The following is a 22,139-nucleotide window of genomic DNA, read 5'->3' on the forward strand; positions in this document are numbered from 1 at the left end:
AGGCTGCTGATATGACCACTATCGGCAATGTCCAAGTGGAACTGTAGGGTATGAGGGCGAGACTTTAGTCTGCTTGTGCACGTGTGCCATAAGACACTATGGGGCAACAGAATGAGTGCGGCATAGCCTGTGCCGAGCAAGCGATTGCGACAAAGTGTCGACAGACACTCGATCGCTGATTTCTGATGATTTCGATCGCAATAAATCAGCTTCAGTGCTGGATACGCTGTCTCAGCAGACGCCTGGCATGGTGATCTCCGATGTACAGGGCAACCCGTTTTCGCAGGACATCAACTTGCCTGGCCTATGTCGATGCCACTTATCAATCCAAGTTAACCCTGACGTTGGCCAATAACCCCGATGCCGATGCAAACGGTAATATTCTTGTCACCCCAGGCAACAAGATCCCTGGCATTTCGCCCCTACAGTTCAAGTTGGGCGGCGACTATAAGATGACGTCTGCATGGACCCTGGGTGGAGACGTGATAGCCAACAGCGGCCAGTATTATGTGGGTGACGATTCAAACAAAAATGCCAGGTTGGGCGGGTATACGGTTTTCAATGTCCACAGCGCCTACCAGCTTACCGACAACATCAGACTGTTCGCCAAACTTGATAACGCGCTTAATCGGCAATATGCCACCCATGGTGGATTCGCCGCCGTTGGCGACATCCCCTCCCTTGGGCTATCAAACCCCCAATCAACCACCCCAGCGGCGCCTCGCTCGATGTTTGCAGGCTTCAACATCAAGTTCTGAGGCCTTCAAAACGGGGAGCAGTGTTTAGAGCGGGCAGCTAACGAAAATCGCCCGTTCTGTGGGTGAGGTCGAACACAGCACAGAGCGTCGAGCAATATGTCGAAGGTAAGGTAAGGTAAGGTCTGCAAAGTAAGTTAGACGCGGGTCATAGGGGCAGCTAAAGAGACGCAGAGCAATTCCCCCCCTCACACCGCGCCCCATTTTCAATCCGGTTTTTTTCAACCCACCGGTGTCTCGGTTCTTGACCGAGGGCGGGGGGTCGATACCAATGTGGCATCGACGATGGTGCCTTGATCCCATCCGCCCTGAGCTGGCTGAATGGCGGCGAACGGCTTGTACCACAGTAAGTGATTGTCTCGCAGGTCGATCACCACACCGGTGCCGCCGACTTGGGGTGTGGGAACACTGGTGGGCACCACACTTTAAAAATCCGGTCACTGGATTACCGAGGCGGGGCCGGGTCAGCTGTTCGCGATCAGCTTCGGAGAGCTGATCGGCACCTTTGATTTCGATGTCTTTGATGGTGAAGCAGCGAGTCTCGGCAGGGGCTGTCGGCGCGCTGGGAGTACTTGGCTTGCCGGGGAGCTCTCGAAGGCCCTCAAGACGCCTGCATTGTTTTTCCAATAAACGGTCTGACGCTCACGAATCAGGTCCGGCTCTCCTGGTGTGGGTCCGAGAGCTGCCAATGCAGGGCTCAACGTACTCAAAAAAAACAACAATACAGCCATCCACAACCTCATCCCGACGGTGAGTCTCCACATGTTCGTTCCCTCGAGACAGCATTTAATGTCAATATGACACTAATGGTAATTCGCCAGCTTTATGGCGTCAATTTGTTGTTTCGAGTCGATTCACACATTTCAGTAAGCGATTACCTTTCAAGCAACCTGCCGAAAAAAAAGCCAACCCGTAGGGCTGGCTTTCGATTTCAAACGGCGATTACGTTATTCGAACAGCGCATCCAGCGCCTGTTCCAGACGGCTCACGGCAATGATCTGCAACCCCGGAGGCGCTTCCTTGGGGGCGTTGCCTTTGGGGACGATGGCGCGTTTGAAGCCGTGTTTAGCCGCTTCTTTCAACCGTTCCTGACCGCTGGGCACCGGGCGGACTTCGCCGGAGAGGCCAACTTCACCGAACACCAGCAAGTCGTGGGGCAGCGGGCGGTTGCGCAGGCTGGACATGACAGCGGCCATCAAGGCGAGGTCGGAGGCGGTTTCCAGTACTTTCACCCCGCCGACCACGTTGAGGAATACGTCCTGATCATGGGTAGGAATCCCGCCGTGGCGATGCAGGACGGCCAGCAGCATGGCCAGACGGTTCTGATCCAGACCAAGGGTGACCCTGCGTGGATTGGCCAAGTGACTGTCGTCGACCAGCGCCTGAACTTCCACCAGCATTGGTCGGGTGCCTTCCCACGTCGCCATGACGACACTGCCGGGAACTTCTTCTTGAGCGCGGGTCAGAAAAATCGCTGAAGGATTGGAGACCTCTTTCAAGCCCTTATCGGTCATGCCGAACACGCCCAGTTCGTTGACCGCGCCGAAACGGTTTTTCACGGCGCGCAACAAACGCAGACGCCCGTCGGATTCGCCTTCGAAATACAGCACGGTGTCGACCATATGTTCAAGCACGCGAGGACCGGCCAATGAGCCTTCTTTAGTGACATGCCCAACCAGGAAAATCGCGGTACCGCTCTGTTTCGCGTACCGCACCAACAGCGCCGCGCTCTCGCGCACTTGCGACACGCCGCCCGGCGCCGATTGCAGTTGTTCGGTGAAGATGGTCTGGATCGAGTCGATCACCATGACTTTGGGCTGCTCGATGCGGGCCGTGGCGATGATGGTTTCGATGCAGGTTTCGGTCATGACCCGCAGCTTGTCCTGGGGCAAACCCAAGCGTCGGGCGCGCATGGCGACCTGTTGCTGCGACTCTTCGCCGGTGACATAAAGCGCGGGCATCCGCTCGGCGATGGCGCACAGGGTTTGCAGGAGAATGGTGGATTTGCCAATGCCAGGGTCGCCGCCAATCAGCACCACCGACCCATCGACCAGGCCACCGCCCAGCACACGATCTAGCTCGGCAGAGTTGGTGGAGAACCGGGGGACTTCCTGGACGCTGACTTCAGCCAGGGTCCTGATTTGCGCTTGCTGCCCGGTCCAGCCAGAGCGACCGCTCGGAGGGGTTGCGGCACCGCTTCCCAGGAGGGTCTCGACCAGGGTGTTCCAGGCACCACATTCGCCGCACTGGCCCGCCCACTTTGGAAAAGTCGCACCGCACTCGGTACAGCCGAACATGCGCTTAGCCTTGGCCATAACCACCCCAGTCTTAAAAGGGGGCAATCATAACGCAGGTTTGCGCGCCTGAGCGGGTGCGAAACATGAGTACGCTCATGGGATTCCTTTGCGCGCATCGCTCCCGCCCAAGCTGCACCGGAGCAGAAGTGACGCGACGCGACCCGCCTGAATCAGTCCGTCAGTTTTTTCGCCAGCGCTCTTACCCGAACGAGATCGCCCATCGCAACCTTGGTGACGCCGGTGCCGTATTCCGGATCTGCCTTGTAAAGGAACGAAAGGATGATGTGCTTGCTTTCATCGTCGGAGGAAGATAATGAGCCGCCGAAATTCTCAATCAGATCGGCCCGCTCTTTTTTGCTGTAGGAACGGTACAGCTCTCCCGCTTGCTTGAAGTTCTGCTCACGCTGGATTTTCGCTTGCTGGGTTGTACCTGCCAACGGCAGTTGACTGTAACGGGCATCGGCCTGCTCTTCACGCGGGTTAAGGCGACTCGGCTGATAGTTGACACCCGACGTGCTGTGACCAGCGTTCATCGCACCGTCCTGATTACCGTTATTAACCGGCACTTTTGGCGCATTGACCGGCAGTTGCTGCGCGTTTGCACCCAAGCGGTACAACTGCGTGTCGGAATACGAGAAGACCCGTCCTTGCAGCAGGCGGTCTTCGGACGGCTCAATGCCCGGCACCAGATTGGAAGGCGCCATGGTGACCTGCTCGGTTTCCTGGAAAACGTTGCCCGGGTTCTTGTTCAAGACCATCTGCCCGACCTTGCGCTGAGGAACGTCTGGCCAGATTTTGGTGGCATCCAGCGGGTCAAAATCGAACGCCGCCAACGCTTCAGGCTTAAGCACCTGCACATACAGGTCCCATTTCGGAAAGTTGCCTTGGTTGATATGGGTCACCAAGTCGTTGGTCATGTGGCTGTAATCACGGCCTTGCACTTCAGCCACCTGCTTCGAGTTGAGGTTATTTATGCCTTGCAAACTCTTCCACTGGAATTTCACGTAGTGAACCTGGCCCCTGGCATTCACCAGTTTGTAGGCATGCACACCGTTACCGTCCATTTCACGGTAGCTGGCTGGCGTACCGTTATTGGAGTACAGCTCGGTCAACGTGCGGGTGGCCTCCGGGACATGGGAGAAGAAATCAAACCGACGAGAGTCGTCGTCAAGGTTGGTCCTCGGGTCCGGCTTGAACGCATGCACCATGTCCGGGAACTTGATGGCATCGCGAATAAAGAAAGTCGGAAAGTTATTGCCTACCAAATCCCAATTGCCTTCACGGGTATAGAACTTGGTCGCGAAACCTCGCGGATCGCGCAAGGTCTCAGGGGAATGATTGCCATGCACCACGGCGGAAAATCGCACAAACACCGGGGTCGTCTCACCCGCTGCGAAAACGTGGGCTTTGCTCAAGTCGCTCAGGTCGTCCGTTACCGTGAACTGACCATGGGCCCCTGTGCCGCGAGCATGCACGACACGCTCGGGGATACGCTCGCGATCGAACCGCTGAAGCTTCTGGATCAACTGCACGTCTTGCAGCAAGACCGGGCCGTGCTCGCCCGCGGTTTGCGAGTTTTGATTGTCACCGACGAGCGCCCCGTTATCGCGGGTCAGGTTTGCGGCTTGCACTGAAACGGAAAGCAGGCTGACCGTCAAAAGGCTCAGAAGTCTTCGGCGGGAAACAATTCCGAGCGCGAGGGTGGCGTTCATGCTTAAAGTCCTTTTATTAAGATTTTTAGGCGCATTCAACTGCGCCCTTCAATCCTAAAAGCAATCGCCGCTTTTTTTCGCAAAACTCACCCTATGAAACACATCTGAAAACTTGTTTATTTTCAAAAAGATAGCTTGATACAGAATCCATCTGAAAACCCTGGTAAAACTAATCAGGCAATTTTCGGTCGATTGCCAAGTCGCAGGGCGCGATGCGTATAGCTGAATTACACTGCGTTAACCCACTCATCTGTAACAAGGAACAACCTATGAGCGTACTAAGCGAGTTCAAGGCATTCGCCGTCAAAGGCAACGTGGTCGACATGGCGGTCGGGATTATCATTGGCGCGGCCTTCGGAAAAATCGTTTCGTCGTTCGTCGGCGATGTTGTCATGCCACCTATTGGGCTGTTGATCGGCGGAGTGGATTTCAGCGATCTGACCGCTACCCTCCGACCTGCAGAAGGCACTCTGCCGGCCGTGGTCGTGTCTTACGGCAAGTTTATCCAGTCGATTATCGACTTTGTGATCGTGGCGTTCGCCATCTTCATGGGCGTCAAGGCCATCAATCGCCTCAAACGCGAAGAGGCTGTCGCGCCAACGCTGCCGGCCACCCCTAGCCCGGAAGAAGTGCTATTGAGCGAGATCCGTGACTTGTTGAAAGTGCAGAACGGCAGACCGCTGGAAAGTGTGATTGCCGATCCAACCCGGCTGGGTTGATGCACCACTGATCGTTCCCCGCGTGGGAGCGGCCACTTACCAATAATTTTCCACCGCCACCTGCCCCGGGCGGCGGCTCAGACTGAGTTGCATGTCGCGCAGTTTGAGCATCTGGCGGGTGTCGTCGATCATTTGCGGGTTACCACACAGCATGACTCGCGAGTGCTCGGGGGTCATTTTCAGCCCCGCCGCCCGCTCCAGCTCGCCGCTTTCAATAAGCTGAGTAATGCGTCCGCCCAATGCGCCGGGGTAATGCTCGCGGGTGACGGTCGGCAAAAACAGTAACTTGCCGGCGTAGTCGGCCAGATAGTCCCGCTCGGTGAGTCCGGCGATCAGTTGCTGATAGGCCAGCTCGCGGGCTTCACGCACGCTATAGACCAGAATGATGCGCTCGAATTTTTCCCACACCTCAAAGTCCTGCAGGATCGACAGGAACGGCGCAATGCCAGTGCCCGTGGATAACATCCACAGGTCACGCCCGTCGACGAAGCGGTCCAGGGTCAAGAAGCCGAATGCCTGACGATCGATCAGCAACGTGTCGCCTTCACGCAGGCGGCTCAGTTCGCTGGTGAATTCGCCGTCCGGTACCACGATGGAAAAGAACTCGAGAAATTCATCGTGGGGCGACGACACCATCGAATACGCCCGCCAGACAATGCTGCCATCGGCCTTGGTCACGCCCAGCCGTGCAAACTGACCGGCCCGAAAGCGAAAACCGGGATCGCGGGTGGTACGCAAGGTGAACAGATTCGAGGTCAATGGCGTGACGTTGAGCAGCGTCTGGTGGGTGTATTTCTCTGCGCTGGCAGTCATGGGCGCTCCTGGCTCCTGCAATTAAAAAGAGGAGCGCCCAGTGTCCCGCAAAGCGACGTCGATAAACACCGGCGGTTTGTAGTGGCATTTAGAAGAAAAGAGCGTGTTGACCATAAGCAAATGCTCTAAATACAAAAACGTATAACACCACGCCGAATCATTCCAATCTGGACTTAACAGGGCCCGTTTTTTTCGAGAGTCGTGGCCTCCTCCCGCACAAGCAGGGGGTCTATGGCAAAGTGAACCAAAAAATATCGTTCATTTGAATAGCGTGTAACGGCCAAGCCATTCACCCGATGACTTGATGCCCCCTACTGACCTCCCAGTGCAGGAAATCCCTCCTACACTGGGAATCGTATGTATCGAGTATGGAAGCTCAATCATGAACAGCTTGAACCCGGATCAACTAGAGACATTGATGGCCACTGTGGAAGAATCCGTTTGGGAAAATGCCTTTTCCTCTCGGTTAAGGCGGGGCGAAGTCCACTCTATTCAGGACCTTCGTGGCGTCAAAAAAAGACTGACACAGACACGTAATCACGAAACGACTTCATCCACAGAGTGCTACAAGAAAGTCGAACAAACTTTATGGCTGTGCCACCTGCTACGGACCTTCATGACAGAACGGTTGTTGACCCAAACCCCGCCCTCCATCAGTCCATCGCTGTCGATCCGGGAAACTGAAATACTCAAATGGTCTGCCAAAGGCAAAACGGCAGATGACATCAGTACCATCCTCAAGTTGAAAACACGCACGATCAATTTTCATATCGCCAACGCGATTAAAAAAATGGGTGCGACCAACAAAACCTCGGCCGTGGTGCAGGCTGCCTTGAACGGCATTCTCTGAGCGTTTTTTTAGCCCCTCGGAAATCCAGCAGATGTCCGGGTGCAAAAACACGTAAAATCGACGGCTTCTGCGCGCGTCTTGACATCAGAGACGTGCGCAATAGTCTCCGAAAACAGAGTTCCCCTGCCCATGCCCCTGCTTAACAGCCCTTTCGCTCAGCTCGATCTCATCCGCCAGCCTGACCAACAGAACGAGCCGTTGCAGGCGTTCGACGCAGCCGATGAATACCTGCTCAGTCATGTGGCGGAGCAGGGCCTGACTCCAGACAGCCGCGTGCTGGTGCTCAACGACAGCTTTGGCGCGCTGGCAGCCAGCCTCGCCAGCCACGCGCAGGTGATGAGTAGCAGCGACTCCTTTCTCGCCGCGCTAGCACTGGAAAAAAACCTCGTGCGCAACGGCCAGGCCTTTGATGCAGTGCCGATGATTCCGGCCAGTGACATGTTCACCGGACCGTTCGATTGGGTACTGATCCGTGTCCCGAAGACCCTGGCCTTGCTCGAAGAACAACTGATTCGCTTGCAGGGGCAACTGGCACCCGGCGCGCAGGTGATTGCAGCTGCGATGATCAAGCATCTGCCGCGCGCGGCGGGCGATTTGCTGGAGCAATACATCGGACCGGTGCAGGCGTCATTGGCGGTGAAAAAAGCGCGCTTGCTGTTTGCCACCCCGCACATCAAAGGCGTGCAGCCCTCACCCTACCCGAGCCGTTACACACTTGAAGACCCGGTCATCGAACTGGTGAATCACGCCAACGTATTCTGTCGCGAAGGACTGGATATCGGCACCCGGGCGTTTCTACCGCACCTGCCGAAAAACCTCGGCTCGGCACGTGTAGCGGACCTGGGCTGCGGCAACGGAGTGCTGGCCATTGCCAGCGCACTGGCCAATCCGCAAGCGCATTACACGCTGGTGGATGAGTCGTTCATGGCCGTGCAGTCAGCCACTGAAAACTGGCGGACCGCATTGGGTGAGCGCGAGGTTATTGTGCGGGCCGGCGACGGGCTGGCCGGTCAGGAAGCTGACTCGCTGGACGTGGTGCTGTGCAATCCGCCCTTCCATCAACAACAGGTGGTCGGTGATTTCCTCGCCTGGCGTATGTTCCAGCAAGCGCGCGATGCGTTGGTGGTCGGCGGCGCACTGTACATCGTCGGTAACCGCCATTTGGGCTACCACAGCAAACTGGCGCGACTGTTTCGCGGCGTCGAGCAAGTGGCCACAACCCCGAAGTTCGTGGTGCTTAAAGCGCGCAAGTAAAGGCACCGCCGCGATGGCGGTGCTTCAGGCAAACCGCGGCGGGACGCGTAGTTGCAAGCGCGCTCCTGCCAGGAACTTGCGCAAGCCCTCAGTGCGTGGTCAGCCCTGCCGCGTTCATGAACAGCCGCATACCGTAAGCGACTATCCCCAACGCCAGCACACTGCCGGCGTAGATCCCAACCAGCCAGGCTACGCGCTGCCAGACCGGCTTTTTCAGCGCCGGGTCCGGTTCATGGGAAGATTCTTCAGCAGACATCGTCATCCCCTCCTCACTAGTGATAGCCGTCTTCGTGGGTGACCTTGCCACGGAACACGTAGTAGCTCCAGAAGGTGTAGCCCAGGATGAACGGGATGATGAACAGCGTGCCCACCAGCATGAAGCCCTGGCTTTGTGGCGGCGCGGCGGCCTCCCAGATAGTGATCGACGGCGGCACGATGTGCGGCCACAGGCTGATGCCCAACCCGCTGTAGCCGAGGAAGATCAACACCAGCGTCAGCAAAAACGGCGTGTAGTGAGCATTGCGTGCCACGGCACGCAGCAGACCATACATCGTCACCAGTACCAGAATCGGCACCGGCAGGAACCAGAACAGGTTCGGCAGGCTGAACCAGCGGGTGGCAATTTCAGGGTGGGTCAGCGGCGTCCAGATGCTGACGATAGCGGTCACCGCCAATACCACCAAGGCTAACGGCCGAGCCAGATCGTGCATCTGCTTTTGCAGCTTGCCTTCGGTTTTCATGATCAGCCAGGTGCAGCCCAATAGCGCATAAGCGACGATCAGGGCGACGCCACAGAACATCGTGAACGGCGTCAGCCAGTCCAGTGCCCCCCCGGCGAACTGGCGATTGACCACTGGAATACCATCGATGAACGCCCCCAGCGCTACGCCCTGGAAGAAGGTCGCGGTCAACGAGCCGCCGATGAACGCTTTGTCCCACAAGTGGCGCTTATCATCTTTGGCCTTGAAGCGGAACTCGAAGGCTACCCCGCGAAAGATCAAACCGATCAGCATCAGGATCAGCGGCAGGTACAGCGCCGACAACACCACCGAATAGGCCAGCGGGAAGGCGCCAAACAATGCTGCGCCCCCCAGGACCAGCCAGGTTTCGTTACCGTCCCACACGGGGGCCACGGTGTTCATCATCACATCGCGCTCGGAATCGTCCTTGATGAAGGGGAAAAGAATCCCGATCCCCAGGTCGAAGCCGTCCATGACCACATACATCATGATCCCGAAGATGATGATCACAGCCCAGATAAGCGGAAGATCAATACCCATGACTCAATTCCCCTTGCTCAGGCTGTGAGTGTCATCACCGTCGGAGCCGTCTTCGGCAGCGGAGAGAGGACGTGCAGGCGTGCGTTGCTGGCCCGGACCACCGGGGTTCTGTTCCTTGCCTTCGTTGCTGACCGGGCCTTTGCGCACCAGGCGCATCATGTAGCCCAGACCAACGCCGAACAGCGTGAAGTAGACCACCACGAACAATCCCAGGGTCAGGCTCATCTGCCCGAAACTGTGCCCGGAAGACGCATCGGCGGTGCGCATCAGGCCGTAGACGACCCACGGTTGACGGCCGATTTCAGTGGTAAACCAGCCCGCCAACATCGCAATCAGACCCGACGGGCCCATCCACAAGGCGAGGTACAGGAATGCCCGCGAGTGATAAAGCTTGCCGCGCATGCGCAGCCACAGGCTCCACAAACCGGTAAAGATCATCAGGAAGCCCAACCCGACCATGACCCGGAACGACCAGAACACGATGGTCGAGTTAGGCCGGTCTTCAGGTTTGAAGTCCTTCAACGCGGGCACTTGCTCGGTCAGCGTGTGGGTCAGGATCAAGCTGCCCAAGTAGGGGACTTCCACGGCGAAACGGGTTTTTTCAGCCTTCATGTCCGGCCAGCCGAACAGGATCAGCGGGGTCGGCTCATTGCCGACATTTTCCCAGTGACCTTCAATCGCGGCGATTTTAGCCGGCTGGTACTTGAGCGTATTGAGGCCGTGGAAGTCGCCGATCACTGCCTGAACAGGCGCCACCAGCAACGCCATCCACATCGCCATGGAGAGCATGGTGCGAATTTGCGGGGTGTCGCGACCGCGCAATAAATGCCAGGCCGCCGAGGAACCCACAAAAAACGCCGTCGCCACAAATGCCGCCGTGGCCATGTGTGCCAGACGGTAGGGGAACGACGGGGTGAAAATCACCGCGAACCAGTCCACCGGAATCACTTGGCCATTGACGATTTCAAAGCCCTGCGGGGTCTGCATCCAGCTGTTGGACGCGAGAATCCAGAACGTCGAGATCAGCGTGCCGATGGCAACCATGACCGTGGCGAAGAAGTGCAGGTTGCGCCCGACCTTGTTCCAGCCGAACAACATCACCCCGAGGAAGCCTGCTTCAAGGAAGAATGCGGTGAGCACTTCATACGTCAGCAGCGGCCCGGTGATCGACCCGGCGAAGTCAGAGAACCGACTCCAGTTGGTACCGAATTGGTAAGCCATGACCAACCCGGAGACCACGCCCATGCCGAAGTTGACGGCAAACACCTTGGACCAGAAGTGGTATAGATCACGGTACACATCGTTCTGCGTTTTCAGCCACAACCCCTCAAGCACCGCCAGGTAACTTGCCAGACCGATAGTGATGGCAGGAAACAGGATGTGGAATGAGATGGTGAATGCGAACTGAATTCGGGCGAGATCGAGTGCCTCTAAACCGAACATAGGACTTCCTCTAATCAAGTGGTACCGGCTACTGACCCGAGGTCAGCAGCGACTGCCCCCACGGATATGGAGTGCTGCGGGGTGAGATTGTTCTGTTTTACTTCACAACGCGGGGATTCGTGCAGCCGACGAGCATGCAAAGCCAGCAAATGCTTTGACGCAGATCAACCATTGATCAAAGAGTAGCCCTGTTTTGGATGGCGAACTGTGTGGTCGATTGTCGCGTGGCGAGTTGCCCCACGTTCGCAACACCGGATTGCTGTGTGCCCGCAGTGGCAAACAAATGTTACAAAGCACGTGATAATCTCTCGCATTCACCGCCGAGGCCGCCTTTCCAATGCCTGATCAAGCACCTGCGTTGCTGCGTCATCATCGACCCTTCCTGGCTTTCTGGTTTGCGCGAATTTTCACCGCCAGCGGCTTTCAGATGTTGACCGTGGCCATCGGCTGGAACCTCTACCAACTGACCGGCAACGTTTTGGATCTGGGCCTGGTGGGCCTGGCCCAATTCATCCCCCGGGTGATTTTCATGCTGCACACCGGGCATGTGGCTGACCGTTATGACCGACGCAAGGTCTCTGCGATCTGCCAGGCGGCCCAGGCCTTGATCGCCCTGGCACTGGTGATCGGCAGCACCACCAACAGCGTCACCCCGGAAATGATCTTCATCCTTTCGTTTTTGCTCGGTGCCGCCCGCTCTTTCGAAATGCCGACCACCCAAGCGCTGTTGCCCTCCATCGTGCCCACCTCGCTGTTTCCGCGGGCGGTGGCGGCAGCACAGTCAGCGCAACAGTCGGCGACCATTGTCGCGCCGGCGCTGGGCGGCTTTCTGTTTGCGTTCGGTAGCACCTGGGTCTACGGCCCGACGGTGCTGCTGTATGTCATTGCCTGCGCGCTGATGCTCAATCTGCCTGCGCGGCAGACGCCATTGAACAAAGCCAAGGCCACCCTGGACTCGCTGCTGGCCGGGATTCGTTATATTCGCAGCCGTCCGGACATCCTCGGCGCAATTTCGCTGGACCTGTTCGCGGTCTTGCTCGGGGGCGCCACGGCACTGCTGCCGGTATTCGCCAAAGACATTTTACTGACCGGCCCTTGGGGGCTTGGTCTGCTGCGCTCGGCTCCCGCAGTGGGTGCACTGCTGATGTCGTTGTGGCTGGCGCGCTTCTCGGTCGAGCGCAACGTGGGGCGGGTGATGTTCACCGCTGTGGGCATCTTCGGCGTCGCCACCATTGCCTTCGGCCTGTCGACCTCGTTCTGGTTTTCCCTGGCGGTGCTGGTCGTACTCGGCGCGGCGGACATGATCAGCATGGTGATTCGCGCCTCGTTCGTGCAGCTCGAAACACCGGACGAAATGCGCGGCCGGGTCAGTGCAGTGAATGGCTTGTTCATCGGCGCGTCCAACCAGCTCGGTGAGTTCGAGTCCGGCCTCACTGCCCACTGGATGGGGACTGTGCCTGCCGTGGTACTCGGCGGCATCGGTACACTTGCCGTCACAGGGACCTGGATCAAACTCTTCCCCAGCCTGGCCAGGCGCGACCGAATGCGCGATCTGGTGATGGAGCAAGAGAAACAGCCAGCCTGACAGATCGCGTTGTCTTACACGACGGGCGACATTAGATAAGCAGCAACTTACCCATGGCCGCCCGCTTACCTTTACCGCACAGCTGTTCCACCAGCGTGAGTGCAAACGCCAACGCTGCACCAGAACCTTGCGCGGTGATGCAATTGCCATCGACCACCACCGGTTGATCGACGTACGTACACCCCGACAACCGATCACTGAATCCCGGATGACAGGTCATGCGCCGTTGTTTGAGCACGCCGTACACCTGCAGTGCCACGGCAGGTGCTTCACCGATAGCGGCGTAAAACCGTCCTGCTTTCGCCTGTTCATTCACCCGCTGGGCCAACGGCTGATGATCAGCCAAGCGCTGTGCGCCTGGCATGCCACCGGGCAAGACGATCAGGTCGAAGCTTTGCGCCAGCACATCGACCAGCATCGCATCAGCGGTCAACCGCGTGCCACGCGCGCCCGTCAACATGCGTCGGGACTCGACGCTGGCGACCAGCACTTCAATCTCGGCGCGGCGCAGCACATCGATCAGGGTCACACTTTGCAGATCGTCGATGCCGTCGGCGACGGTGATCAGGGCTCTTAACGTCATACACGAATCCTTTGCAGTGATGCGTTGAGTCTAGTCAGCTTTATATGGCCCGACAGCTTCGAGCGTCGATAACGTGCAGGGCCGAAATCCGGCCTGCTTTCCACAAAGCATCTGCTCGCCCCCATCCACACACGCTGCTGTTATGATGCGCGGCTTTTTCCGACCTACAGAAAATGTACAGGCCAGTGGCACAGTCTGTGCTTTGCTGCTTTAGTCGATTCATTCAAGGCGCAGGACGCGTCACGGGGAGCCAGGCATGCTGGAAAGGCTGTTTCAACTCAAAGCACACAACACCAATGTGCGCACCGAGATTCTTGCGGGCGTTACCACCTTCCTCGCCATGGCCTACATCCTGTTCGTCAACCCGAGCATTCTCGGCGAAACCGGTATGGACAAGGGTGCGGTGTTTGTCGCCACCTGCCTGGCAGCCGCCATCGGTTCGGCCGTGATGGGCCTGATCGCCAACTACCCGATTGCGCTGGCGCCGGGCATGGGCCTCAACGCCTTCTTTACCTACACCGTGGTTCTGCACATGGGCCACACCTGGCAAGTGGCGCTGGGTGCGGTGTTCATCTCGGCGGTGATGTTTTTCCTGCTGTCGATCTTCAAGATTCGCGAATGGATCATCAACAGCATTCCGCTGGCGCTGCGCTCGGCGATTGCGGCCGGTATCGGTTTGTTCCTGGCGCTGATCGCCCTGCACAACGCCGGTATCGTGGTCGGCAGCCCGGTCACCATGGTGGGCATGGGCGATCTGAAACAGCCGGCACCGATCCTCGCCACCCTGGGCTTTTTCCTGATCGTCGCGCTGGAAGCCCTGCGCGTGCGTGGTGCGGTGTTGATCGGCATTCTGGCCGTGACCATCGCGTCCATCGCGCTCGGCTTCTCCCCGTTCGGCGGCGTGATGTCGATGCCGCCATCGCTGGCACCGACCTTCTTGCAACTGGACATCCGGGGCGCACTGGATATCGGTCTGTTCAGCGTGATTTTCGCCTTCCTGTTCGTCGATCTGTTCGACAACTCCGGCACCCTGATCGGCGTCGCAAAACGCGCGGGTCTGATGGGCAAGGACGGCTACATGCCGAAAATGGGCCGCGCCCTGATCGCCGACAGCACCGCCGCCATGGCCGGTTCGCTGCTGGGCACCTCGACCACCACCAGTTACATCGAATCGGCAGCCGGCGTGAGTGCGGGCGGACGTACCGGCCTGACCGCCGTAGTGGTCGGGATCCTGTTTCTGCTGGCGTTGTTCTTCGCACCGTTGGCCGGTAGCGTTCCAGCATTCGCCACGGCACCCGCCCTGCTGTTTGTTGCGGTGTTGATGATGTCGGGCCTGGCTGAAATCGACTGGGACGACATCACTGTTGCCGCACCGGTGGTGATTACCGCCCTGGCGATGCCGTTCACCTACTCCATCGCCAACGGCATCGCCTTTGGTTTTATCTCCTGGACGGCTATCAAGCTGTTGTCCGGGCGCCGGCACGAACTGAATTCGGCGCTGGTGATTCTGTCCATCCTGTTCGTGATCAAGTTGGGTTGGTTTAACGCATGAGTGTCCCTTTCGACCCTACGAGCTACAGCCATCAGCTCGCAGAAAAAACCACGCGCCTGCGTGAATTGCTGGCACCGTTCGATGCACCCGAGCCGCAGGTATTCGACTCGCCGCGCGAGCACTATCGCCTGCGCGCCGAGTTCCGTTTGTGGCGCGAGAATCAGCAGCGCTTCTATGCGATGTTTGTCCCCGGCAACAACCACACGCCGATTCTGGTCGACGACTTCCCTATCGCCAGCCAGCGCATCAATGACTTGATGCCGCTGCTGCGTGCACGATGGGAAGCCAGCGCGACCTTGAACTTCAAGCTGTTCCAGGTGGATTTCCTGACCACGCTGGCAGACGATGCGATTATCACCCTCTGCTATCACCGGCCACTGGATGACGACTGGCAGGCGGTTGCGGAACAGCTCGCGGCCGACCTTAATGTGTGCGTGATCGGCCGTTCAAAGGGCCAGCGCATCGTCATCGGTCGGGACTATGCGATCGAAGAGCTTCAGGTAGCCGGGCGCACCTTCAGCTATCGGCAACCGGAAGGCTCCTTCACCCAGCCCAACGGCGCGGTGAATCAGAAGATGCTCAATTGGGCATTCGATGCCCTCGGCCAGCGCGACGACGACTTGCTGGAGCTGTATTGCGGCAACGGCAACTTCACCCTGCCCCTGGCGACTCGCGTGCGCAAAGTACTGGCGACAGAGATCAGCAAGACCTCGGTCAACGCCGCCCTGAGCAACCTTGCCGACAACGGCGTGGACAACGTGACCCTGGTTCGCCTGTCTGCCGAAGAGCTGACCGAAGCATTGAATGAAGTTCGCCCGTTTCGCCGTTTGTGGGGCGTCGACTTGAAGAGCTACGAATTTGGAAGCATCTTCGTCGATCCGCCTCGCGCCGGCATGGACCCGGACACCTGCGAACTCAGCCGGCGTTTCGAGCGCATCCTGTATATTTCCTGCAACCCGGAGACCCTTGCGGCGAACATCGCGCAACTGCATGACACCCACCGCATCGAACGCTGCGCACTGTTCGACCAGTTTCCCTATACACACCATATGGAATCAGGGGTGATGTTGGTTCGGCGATAACCGCCGACGGGGGCGCCGTAGCGATAAAGTCTGCACGCGCCCCAGTCTTCAGAACTATTTGCACTAACCCCCCCTCTATATCCGCAACAAGTCTCTGTTATGTGTAACCCTTGCCCCAGGCTTAAAATGAGGTGCATGCGCTTCAGACTGATGGTCCGACAGGGATTTGAGCCTAGGACGCACAAAAGCGTTTGAATTGGTGGGTGCCGGATGATATTGAAGAAGCGCTTAACGCAGCCAACACCATTGGCGATGATCACTTGCAACAACAGGGTCAAGGCCGCGTAGTACCCGATTCGTTTACTCACGGCTCCTCTGCACAGCGCGTGCGCTGGTTCAAAACAGGTTTCGCTCAGGGCCAACTCAATCAGTGCGACACTTTCGCCGCAAAGAGCCTTTAATCACATGATAAAACCGCTATTGGTCTTGTTGTTGAGCACCCTCCTAAGCCTTACGGCGAATGCAGCGGATACCGCGGTGAAAGCCCTCAGCCCCCAGCGACTGGCCATCAATGGCGGTCTAGCGACTGTCGGCCTGAGCAAAGACTGGAAAACGCCACAACCCAATACCCGACGCGCCGTGATCGTCATTCACGGTCGCTTGCGCAACGCGCAAACCTACCTGCGTAGCGCTGAACGAGCGGCCTATCGGTCCGGGTATCGCAGCACTACCCTGCTGATCGCTCCGCAGTTCCTGGATCGAAAAGACATCGTCAAACACCAACTGCCGGATTCGATACTGCGCTGGCACAAAGACGACTGGATGGAGGGTGACGCGGCCATCGGGCCGGTGCCGGTGAGCTCCTTTACCGTCATTGACGAGATTCTGACAAAGCTGAGTGATCGCAAACTGTTCCCTGCCTTGCAGGAAGTGGTTATCGCCGGGCATTCGGGTGGCGCGCAGGTGGTTCAGCGCTACGTATTGATTGGCAAGGGCGGGGCCGCTCTGGAGAAAGCCGGGGTCACCCTGCGTTACGTGGTCGCCAACCCGTCGTCATACGCGTATTTCGACGCACAGCGGCCTGGACCGGTGGACAAGGCGTCTTGCCCGGGGTTCGATACCTGGAAATACGGGATGAACAAGTTGCCGCCTTACGCTGGCAAGCAAACCGTCGAGCAGATCGAACAGAATTATGTGAAGCGTGACGTCACTTACCTGCTGGGTCAGCTCGATACCGACATCGATCACCCGGCACTGGATAGAACCTGCGCCGCCGAAGCCCAGGGCGCCTACCGCCTGATTCGTGGTCACAACTTCTTCAATTATCTGCAGCAGCGCCACCCTGAAGGGCTGAACCAGCGGTTAATTGAAGTGCCTGGCGTAGGCCATGACGGCGACGCGATCTTCACCTCGCCTGAAGGGCAGGCCGCATTGTTCAGGCCGCAGTGAGCGACTCAACAGACGTCGGTTCGCAGCGGGACGCGTAGTTACACGTCAGCGCCAACATAATGTTCTATTTCAAATGGTTGTTGGTTGCTTGATAGATAGATGCTGGCTTAAAACGCCAGCATCTCGCGCAATGCAAAGCAATCGCTGGCGTACCAGTCGGTCAGTTCCGGCCATGGATTTTCGGGCAGGTTGACCAATATGGTATGGGTGCCTGCCGCACGACCACAATCGAGGTCGAAGCGGTAGTCGCCGACCATTACCATCTGTGATGGGTCGACATTCCACGCCTGAGCCAGTTTCAGCAGCCCTCCGGGATCAGGTTTTGGCGGTGCTTCGTCGCGCCCGAGAACGTCATCGACGGCAAAACAATCCGCCAGGCCAATCGCTCCGAGCGTTACATGCGCCAACTCGCGGGCATTGCGAGTGAGGATGCCCAGCCGATATCCGCGCGCCGCCAACTCACGCACCAGCTCGACAGCGCCAGCTGCAGGCTGCGACGCCAGTGCCAGCTCACGCTCGTGCTCCAGCAGCCAGGCATGCTTGGCCGCTGAAATCTCGGGCGGCAGCGCGGCCAGATGGCTGAGAATGTCATCCTGCTGCGGAATCTCCAGGGCGCGCTTGATCGCCGGAAAATCGTGCACGGCCAAGGTCAGGGTGCCATCCATGTCGAACACCCAATGCCGAACCTCCGCCAGGCTCATGCCCAATCCTTGCGATGACGGATCAAGCCTTCCTGGGTAACAGAGGCCACTAACTTGCCTGCGCGGGTGTACACGTTGCCACGCGAGAAACCACGGGAATTACCGGCCCAAGGGCTGTCCATCACGTACAGCAACCAGTCATCGGCGCGCAGATCGGCGTGAAACCAAAGGGAGTGATCAAGGCTGGCAACCTGCATATCTTTCTGCCAGACCGACTTGCCGTGAGGCTGCAACGCCGTCGTCAGCAGATTGAAATCCGAGGCGTACGCCAACATATACTTATGCAGCGCTGGAACATCCGGCAGCGGGCCGTCGGCGCGAAACCAAACGTATTTGATCGGCTCTGTCGGCTTAGGGTTGTAAGGATCAATGTCAGTTACCGGGCGGAACTCGATCGGCTTGGGGCACAGCAGTTTTTCACGCATGTGATCCGAGAGCAGGTGCGCACGCTGGCGGGTCAATTCAAGTTCCGAGGGCAGGTTTTCTGGCCCGACGACGTCCGGCATCGTGGACTGGTGCTCATAACCTTTTTCGTCGTACTGGAACGATGCGCTGCACGTGAAAATCGGTTGCCCCTTCTGGATCGCCGTGACCCGGCGGGTGCTGAAGCTGCCGCCATCGCGCACCCGGTCGACCTGATACACCACAGGCAGGGTGACGTCGCCGGGACGCAGGAAATAGCCGTGCAGCGAATGCACGTGGCGCTCGTCTTCGACCGTCTGACTGGCTGCCGACAGGGATTGGCCCAGCACTTGCCCGCCGAACAACTGGCGAAAGCCAAGGTCCTGACTACGCCCACGAAAGAGGTTCTCCTCAATGGGTTCCAGGGTTAGCAGTTCAACCAGATCATCCAGCACTTGGCTCATTCAGGGACTCCTCTCACAAAAACAATGCTGCGCCTTCAAGACTGCGGCGGGCGACGTATTCAGGCAGAGACCGAGGGTATCCCTAAGGGTTTATTCCGGTCTGCACGGCCAATGGCCAAATGATACAGAATTTGTCGACGCCAGCCTTACTCATCCCTTCAGGGTTTGCAGCCATTGTTGCCGAGTGATTCGATACAACACATGAGGTTTCAACAGATCGCCGTCAGCCAGTTTTGGATGCTCGAAGTCATCCGACAGATCATGCTGCATGCCAATGGCCTGCATGACTTTCTGTGACGCGAGATTGTTCTGCGCAGTGAAAGACACAATCTGATCCAGATCCAGCCGCTCGAAACCGCAACGCAGAGCGGTCCAGGCGGCCTCGCTGGCAAAACCCAAACCCCAATGTTCCCGCGCCAGACGCCAGCTGATCTCGACAGCCGGAGTGAAGTGAGCGTCAAAACTCACCACTTCCAATCCGGTAAAGCCGATAAATGCCCCTGTGTCCTGGCGTACCAATGCCCACAGGCCAAAACCCAGCTCGGCGAAATGCCCACGCATTCGTCCGATCTGGGCCGCGCTTTCCAGCCGACTCATGGGTGTTGGAAAATAACGCATCACCTGCGGGTCGGCACACATCGCCGCGAACGCCGGCAAATCGTCATCTCGCCACTGCCGCATCAGCAGCCGGGCACTGTTGAGTTCGAGTATCCGCTCCATCGGGTTGCTCCTATCACCATCCGGTAAATGACTTGCCGAAGTAGTACACCGCTCAGCAACCCTCAATCAAGGTGCTGGGCGGGCATGGACAATGCTGGCAACATTCAGTTTCGACCCCTGACCGGAAGTAAAATGCCCCTGCCACTCATCTACCACGATGATTACAGCCCGGATTTCCCGGCTGAGCATCGCTTTCCGATGGATAAATTCCGTTTGCTGCGCGACCACCTGATTGAAAGCGGCCTGACCACCGACGCTCAACTGTTGCGCCCGGACGTCTGCCCGAGCGATGTTCTGGCCCTGGCCCATGATCCGGCGTACATCCAGCGCTACATGAGCGGTGACCTGTCCCGCGAAGACCAGCGCCGCCTCGGCCTGCCGTGGAGCGAGGCCCTGGCGCAGCGCACAGTGCGTGCGGTGGGCGGCTCGCTGCTGGCGGCCGAGCAGGCGCTGCAACACGGCATGGCGTGCCACCTGGCGGGCGGCACGCACCATGCGCACTATGACCACCCCGCCGGCTTCTGCATTTTTAACGATCTGGCAGTGATCAGCCACTATCTGCTGGAAAGCGGTCGAGTCGGACGCATATTGATCTTCGATTGTGACGTGCATCAGGGCGACGGCACCGCACGCATCCTCGCCAACACGCCCGATGCGATTACCGTTTCCCTGCATTGCGAAAAAAACTTCCCGGCGCGCAAGGCCGAAAGTGACTGGGACATCCCGCTGCCCATGGGCATGGGCGATGACGATTACCTGAAAGTGGTCGACGATTTATTGAACTACTTGCTGCCGTTCTATCAGCCGGACCTGGTGCTGTATGACGCCGGGGTCGACGTGCACAAGGACGATGCCCTGGGTTATCTGCAACTTACCGACGCCGGGGTGGCAGCTCGCGATGAAGCCGTGCTGCGCCATTGCCTGCACCGGGACATTCCGGTGATGGGCGTGATCGGCGGAGGCTACAGCAAGGACCGCAAGGCGCTGGCGCGACGGCACGGGATTCTGCACCACAGTGCGCAAAAGGTATGGCTGTCGGCCGGATTGAACTGAGTCTTTACCGCTGCCGTCCCGCCTTAACTGTCCACAATGGCTGTGGAACTGCCTGTGGATAACCTGAGCGAAAGCCTCTCAAGGCCTTATTCTGCGTGGCCTGGCGACAGCTGTATGTTTTTTGAACAAGAGTTTTCCACAGGCTGATCCTGCGCACAGCCCTGAACAGAGCGTCTGTCCTCCGGTAGAATGCACGGCTTACTTCGCCGACCCGCAGTGCGCCATGACCCACGTCCCTCCAGCTGTTGCTCATTCAGTCGCGATCATTGGCGGCGGCCCTGCGGGATTGATCGCGGCCGAGGTCTTGAGCCAGGCCGGAATCAAGGTCGACCTGTACGATGCCATGCCCTCGGTAGGTCGCAAGTTCCTGCTGGCAGGTGTTGGCGGAATGAACATCACCCACTCCGAACCCTACCCGGCGTTTCTCTCCCGTTATGCCGAACGCGCGCCCTTCATCGCGCCGTTACTGCGCAGCTTTGGCGCCGATTCGTTGCGCAACTGGATTCACGAACTGGGCATCGAGACTTTTGTCGGCAGTTCGGGCCGGGTGTTCCCCACGGACATGAAAGCGGCGCCGCTATTGCGGGCCTGGCTCAAGCGCCTGCGCGAATCAGGCGTCACCCTGCATACCCGCCATCGCTGGCTGGGCTGGAACGCCCAAGGTGAGTTGCGCATGGCTCACGCTGACAGCGAACAAACGATAAAACCCGACGCGGTCCTGTTGGCGTTGGGCGGCGCCAGTTGGGCGCGGCTCGGTTCGGATGGCGCCTGGCTGCCCTGGCTGGAACAACGGGGTATCGGCATCACAGCCCTGCAACCGAGCAACTGCGGGTTTGAGGTAGCGGACTGGAGCGAACTGATGCGCAGTAAATTTGCAGGCGCCCCGCTGAAGAACATCGCCATCGGCCTGCAAGGACAAACGCCTCGCTTGGGCGAATGTGTACTGACCGAGTCCGGCGTCGAGGGCAGCCTGATTTATGCGTTGTCGGCGCACATCCGTGAGCAGATCAATCAACAGGGCTCGGCGACCGTAAACATTGACCTTCTGCCAGGCAAGGAGATTGGAAAAGTCCAGGCAGCGCTGGCCAAACCACGCGGCTCGCGCTCAATGTCCAAGCACCTGCACAGTCAGTTGGGGATAGATGGGGTCAAGGCGGCGTTATTGCGCGAACTAGCGCCAGCTGAGTCGTTCGCCGATCCGGCGCTACTGGCCAAGGCGCTGAAGGCTTTGCCGCTGACACTGGTCAAAGCACGACCGCTGGATGAAGCCATCAGCACCGCAGGCGGCGTGCCGTTCGAAGCGCTGACGGAAAACCTGATGTTCAAACAGCTACCGGGCGTGTTCTGCGCCGGAGAAATGCTCGACTGGGAAGCACCCACCGGTGGCTACCTGCTGACGGCGTGTTTCGCCAGTGGCCGTGCGGCGGGGTTGGGCATGCTGGAATGGCTTCACAGCAACGCCCTGTAGCCGCGCGCTTGCCCGCT

Annotated in this window: 21 protein-coding genes and 1 pseudogene; 11 read left to right on the top strand and 11 right to left on the bottom strand. The window is 58.4% G+C overall.

Translation table 11 applies throughout. The features are described from left to right. Positions 1-260 precede the first annotated feature (260 nt). Positions 261-758, top strand: a complete 498-nt coding sequence (locus tag RHM55_RS11325) for a TonB-dependent receptor domain-containing protein (protein WP_322182061.1) — start codon at positions 261-263, stop codon at positions 756-758. 218 nt (positions 759-976) lie between these two features. Here RHM55_RS11325 and RHM55_RS11330 read toward each other — a convergent pair whose 3' ends face one another. From RHM55_RS11330 to RHM55_RS11345, 3 genes are all read right to left on the bottom strand, one after another. Beyond that, positions 977-1,174, bottom strand: coding sequence for a hypothetical protein (locus RHM55_RS11330; RefSeq protein WP_322183164.1), 198 nt, complete (start codon positions 1,172-1,174; stop codon positions 977-979). A 528-nt stretch (positions 1,175-1,702) separates the two neighbouring features. Continuing rightward, positions 1,703-3,070, bottom strand: coding sequence for a DNA repair protein RadA (gene radA, locus RHM55_RS11340; RefSeq protein WP_322182062.1), 1,368 nt, complete (start codon positions 3,068-3,070; stop codon positions 1,703-1,705). A gap of 152 nt (positions 3,071-3,222) precedes the next feature. Continuing rightward, complete coding sequence (locus tag RHM55_RS11345; RefSeq protein WP_322182065.1) at positions 3,223-4,764, bottom strand: catalase; 1,542 nt, start codon at positions 4,762-4,764, stop codon at positions 3,223-3,225. A gap of 269 nt (positions 4,765-5,033) precedes the next feature. On the opposite strand from RHM55_RS11345, the gene mscL reads away from it, so the two are divergent. Beyond that, positions 5,034-5,483 (top strand): large-conductance mechanosensitive channel protein MscL, encoded by a 450-nt coding sequence (mscL, locus tag RHM55_RS11350; RefSeq protein WP_322182067.1) that lies wholly within the window; start codon positions 5,034-5,036, stop codon positions 5,481-5,483. A gap of 36 nt (positions 5,484-5,519) precedes the next feature. On the opposite strand, the gene RHM55_RS11355 is transcribed toward mscL, so the two are convergent. Then, entirely contained in the window at positions 5,520-6,296 is a 777-nt protein-coding gene (locus RHM55_RS11355) for a ferredoxin--NADP reductase (protein WP_322182069.1), read from the bottom strand. Positions 6,297-6,678: 382 nt separating this feature from the next. On the opposite strand from RHM55_RS11355, the gene RHM55_RS11360 reads away from it, so the two are divergent. Then, the gene (locus RHM55_RS11360; protein WP_322182071.1) at positions 6,679-7,146 is read left to right on the top strand and encodes a helix-turn-helix transcriptional regulator; all 468 of its coding nucleotides are present in this window, start codon (positions 6,679-6,681) and stop codon (positions 7,144-7,146) included. 129 nt (positions 7,147-7,275) lie between these two features. Beyond that, entirely contained in the window at positions 7,276-8,400 is a 1,125-nt protein-coding gene (locus RHM55_RS11365; RefSeq protein ID WP_322182074.1) for a class I SAM-dependent methyltransferase, read from the top strand. 88 nt (positions 8,401-8,488) lie between these two features. Here RHM55_RS11365 and RHM55_RS11370 read toward each other — a convergent pair whose 3' ends face one another. Genes RHM55_RS11370 through RHM55_RS11380 form a run of 3 tightly spaced genes read right to left on the bottom strand, consistent with a single transcriptional unit; the run spans position 8,489 to position 11,123 of the window. Then, positions 8,489-8,656, bottom strand: a complete 168-nt coding sequence (locus RHM55_RS11370) for a DUF2474 domain-containing protein (protein ID WP_322182076.1) — start codon at positions 8,654-8,656, stop codon at positions 8,489-8,491. 16 nt (positions 8,657-8,672) lie between these two features. Beyond that, the gene (gene cydB / locus RHM55_RS11375) at positions 8,673-9,680 is read right to left on the bottom strand and encodes a cytochrome d ubiquinol oxidase subunit II (protein ID WP_322182078.1); all 1,008 of its coding nucleotides are present in this window, start codon (positions 9,678-9,680) and stop codon (positions 8,673-8,675) included. 3 nt (positions 9,681-9,683) lie between these two features. Further along, entirely contained in the window at positions 9,684-11,123 is a 1,440-nt protein-coding gene (locus tag RHM55_RS11380) for a cytochrome ubiquinol oxidase subunit I (protein ID WP_322182080.1), read from the bottom strand. Between the two features lie 337 nt (positions 11,124-11,460). Between RHM55_RS11380 and RHM55_RS11385 the strand changes: the two genes are divergently transcribed. Continuing rightward, positions 11,461-12,708 (top strand): MFS transporter, encoded by a 1,248-nt coding sequence (locus tag RHM55_RS11385; protein ID WP_322182082.1) that lies wholly within the window; start codon positions 11,461-11,463, stop codon positions 12,706-12,708. A gap of 31 nt (positions 12,709-12,739) precedes the next feature. Here the strand turns inward: RHM55_RS11385 and RHM55_RS11390 are convergent, their stop codons facing one another. Further along, complete coding sequence (locus RHM55_RS11390) at positions 12,740-13,291, bottom strand: DJ-1 family glyoxalase III (RefSeq protein ID WP_322182084.1); 552 nt, start codon at positions 13,289-13,291, stop codon at positions 12,740-12,742. A 256-nt stretch (positions 13,292-13,547) separates the two neighbouring features. Between RHM55_RS11390 and RHM55_RS11395 the strand changes: the two genes are divergently transcribed. From RHM55_RS11395 to RHM55_RS11410, 4 genes and pseudogenes are all read left to right on the top strand, one after another. Continuing rightward, a complete protein-coding gene (locus RHM55_RS11395) occupies positions 13,548-14,843 on the top strand; it encodes an NCS2 family permease (RefSeq protein ID WP_322182086.1) in 1,296 nt (431 codons plus the stop codon). Continuing rightward, complete coding sequence (gene trmA, locus RHM55_RS11400) at positions 14,840-15,925, top strand: tRNA (uridine(54)-C5)-methyltransferase TrmA (RefSeq protein ID WP_322182088.1); 1,086 nt, start codon at positions 14,840-14,842, stop codon at positions 15,923-15,925. Before RHM55_RS11395 ends, trmA begins: the two co-directional genes overlap by 4 nt. A gap of 179 nt (positions 15,926-16,104) precedes the next feature. Continuing rightward, a pseudogene (locus RHM55_RS11405) lies at positions 16,105-16,326 on the top strand (neutral zinc metallopeptidase); the annotation flags it as partial. A gap of 4 nt (positions 16,327-16,330) precedes the next feature. Continuing rightward, complete coding sequence (locus RHM55_RS11410) at positions 16,331-17,314, top strand: alpha/beta hydrolase (protein WP_322182090.1); 984 nt, start codon at positions 16,331-16,333, stop codon at positions 17,312-17,314. A 107-nt stretch (positions 17,315-17,421) separates the two neighbouring features. Here RHM55_RS11410 and RHM55_RS11415 read toward each other — a convergent pair whose 3' ends face one another. From RHM55_RS11415 to RHM55_RS11425, 3 genes are all read right to left on the bottom strand, one after another. Further along, the gene (locus RHM55_RS11415; RefSeq protein ID WP_322182092.1) at positions 17,422-18,015 is read right to left on the bottom strand and encodes an HAD family hydrolase; all 594 of its coding nucleotides are present in this window, start codon (positions 18,013-18,015) and stop codon (positions 17,422-17,424) included. Next, positions 18,012-18,881, bottom strand: a complete 870-nt coding sequence (gene tesB, locus RHM55_RS11420; RefSeq protein WP_322182094.1) for an acyl-CoA thioesterase II — start codon at positions 18,879-18,881, stop codon at positions 18,012-18,014. The genes RHM55_RS11415 and tesB overlap by 4 nt, the downstream gene beginning before the upstream one ends. A gap of 150 nt (positions 18,882-19,031) precedes the next feature. After that, entirely contained in the window at positions 19,032-19,601 is a 570-nt protein-coding gene (locus RHM55_RS11425; protein WP_322182096.1) for a GNAT family N-acetyltransferase, read from the bottom strand. Positions 19,602-19,733: 132 nt separating this feature from the next. On the opposite strand from RHM55_RS11425, the gene RHM55_RS11430 reads away from it, so the two are divergent. Together RHM55_RS11430 and RHM55_RS11435 are read left to right on the top strand one after the other, a co-directional pair. After that, the gene (locus RHM55_RS11430; RefSeq protein WP_322182098.1) at positions 19,734-20,654 is read left to right on the top strand and encodes a histone deacetylase; all 921 of its coding nucleotides are present in this window, start codon (positions 19,734-19,736) and stop codon (positions 20,652-20,654) included. 223 nt (positions 20,655-20,877) lie between these two features. After that, complete coding sequence (locus RHM55_RS11435; protein ID WP_322182874.1) at positions 20,878-22,122, top strand: TIGR03862 family flavoprotein; 1,245 nt, start codon at positions 20,878-20,880, stop codon at positions 22,120-22,122. Positions 22,123-22,139: the final 17 nt, after the last annotated feature.

Origin of the sequence: Pseudomonas sp. MH9.2, assembly GCF_034353875.1 — a bacterium.
Classification (GTDB): Bacteria; Pseudomonadota; Gammaproteobacteria; order Pseudomonadales; family Pseudomonadaceae; genus Aquipseudomonas.

What these genes read in the sequence shown, in the direction of transcription:
- RHM55_RS11325 (WP_322182061.1), top strand. Translation starts at nt 261, where the DNA reads ATGTACAGGGCAACCCGTTTTCGCAGGACATCAACTTGCCTGGCCTAT.
- radA (WP_322182062.1), bottom strand. Translation starts at nt 3,070, where the DNA reads ATGGCCAAGGCTAAGCGCATGTTCGGCTGTACCGAGTGCGGTGCGACT.
- RHM55_RS11345 (WP_322182065.1), bottom strand. Translation starts at nt 4,764, where the DNA reads ATGAACGCCACCCTCGCGCTCGGAATTGTTTCCCGCCGAAGACTTCTG.
- mscL (WP_322182067.1), top strand. Translation starts at nt 5,034, where the DNA reads ATGAGCGTACTAAGCGAGTTCAAGGCATTCGCCGTCAAAGGCAACGTG.
- RHM55_RS11355 (WP_322182069.1), bottom strand. Translation starts at nt 6,296, where the DNA reads ATGACTGCCAGCGCAGAGAAATACACCCACCAGACGCTGCTCAACGTC.
- RHM55_RS11360 (WP_322182071.1), top strand. Translation starts at nt 6,679, where the DNA reads ATGAACAGCTTGAACCCGGATCAACTAGAGACATTGATGGCCACTGTG.
- RHM55_RS11365 (WP_322182074.1), top strand. Translation starts at nt 7,276, where the DNA reads ATGCCCCTGCTTAACAGCCCTTTCGCTCAGCTCGATCTCATCCGCCAG.
- RHM55_RS11370 (WP_322182076.1), bottom strand. Translation starts at nt 8,656, where the DNA reads ATGTCTGCTGAAGAATCTTCCCATGAACCGGACCCGGCGCTGAAAAAG.
- cydB (WP_322182078.1), bottom strand. Translation starts at nt 9,680, where the DNA reads ATGGGTATTGATCTTCCGCTTATCTGGGCTGTGATCATCATCTTCGGG.
- RHM55_RS11380 (WP_322182080.1), bottom strand. Translation starts at nt 11,123, where the DNA reads ATGTTCGGTTTAGAGGCACTCGATCTCGCCCGAATTCAGTTCGCATTC.
- RHM55_RS11385 (WP_322182082.1), top strand. Translation starts at nt 11,461, where the DNA reads ATGCCTGATCAAGCACCTGCGTTGCTGCGTCATCATCGACCCTTCCTG.
- RHM55_RS11390 (WP_322182084.1), bottom strand. Translation starts at nt 13,291, where the DNA reads ATGACGTTAAGAGCCCTGATCACCGTCGCCGACGGCATCGACGATCTG.
- RHM55_RS11395 (WP_322182086.1), top strand. Translation starts at nt 13,548, where the DNA reads ATGCTGGAAAGGCTGTTTCAACTCAAAGCACACAACACCAATGTGCGC.
- trmA (WP_322182088.1), top strand. Translation starts at nt 14,840, where the DNA reads ATGAGTGTCCCTTTCGACCCTACGAGCTACAGCCATCAGCTCGCAGAA.
- RHM55_RS11410 (WP_322182090.1), top strand. Translation starts at nt 16,331, where the DNA reads ATGATAAAACCGCTATTGGTCTTGTTGTTGAGCACCCTCCTAAGCCTT.
- RHM55_RS11415 (WP_322182092.1), bottom strand. Translation starts at nt 18,015, where the DNA reads ATGAGCCTGGCGGAGGTTCGGCATTGGGTGTTCGACATGGATGGCACC.
- tesB (WP_322182094.1), bottom strand. Translation starts at nt 18,881, where the DNA reads ATGAGCCAAGTGCTGGATGATCTGGTTGAACTGCTAACCCTGGAACCC.
- RHM55_RS11425 (WP_322182096.1), bottom strand. Translation starts at nt 19,601, where the DNA reads ATGGAGCGGATACTCGAACTCAACAGTGCCCGGCTGCTGATGCGGCAG.
- RHM55_RS11430 (WP_322182098.1), top strand. Translation starts at nt 19,734, where the DNA reads ATGCCCCTGCCACTCATCTACCACGATGATTACAGCCCGGATTTCCCG.
- RHM55_RS11435 (WP_322182874.1), top strand. Translation starts at nt 20,878, where the DNA reads ATGACCCACGTCCCTCCAGCTGTTGCTCATTCAGTCGCGATCATTGGC.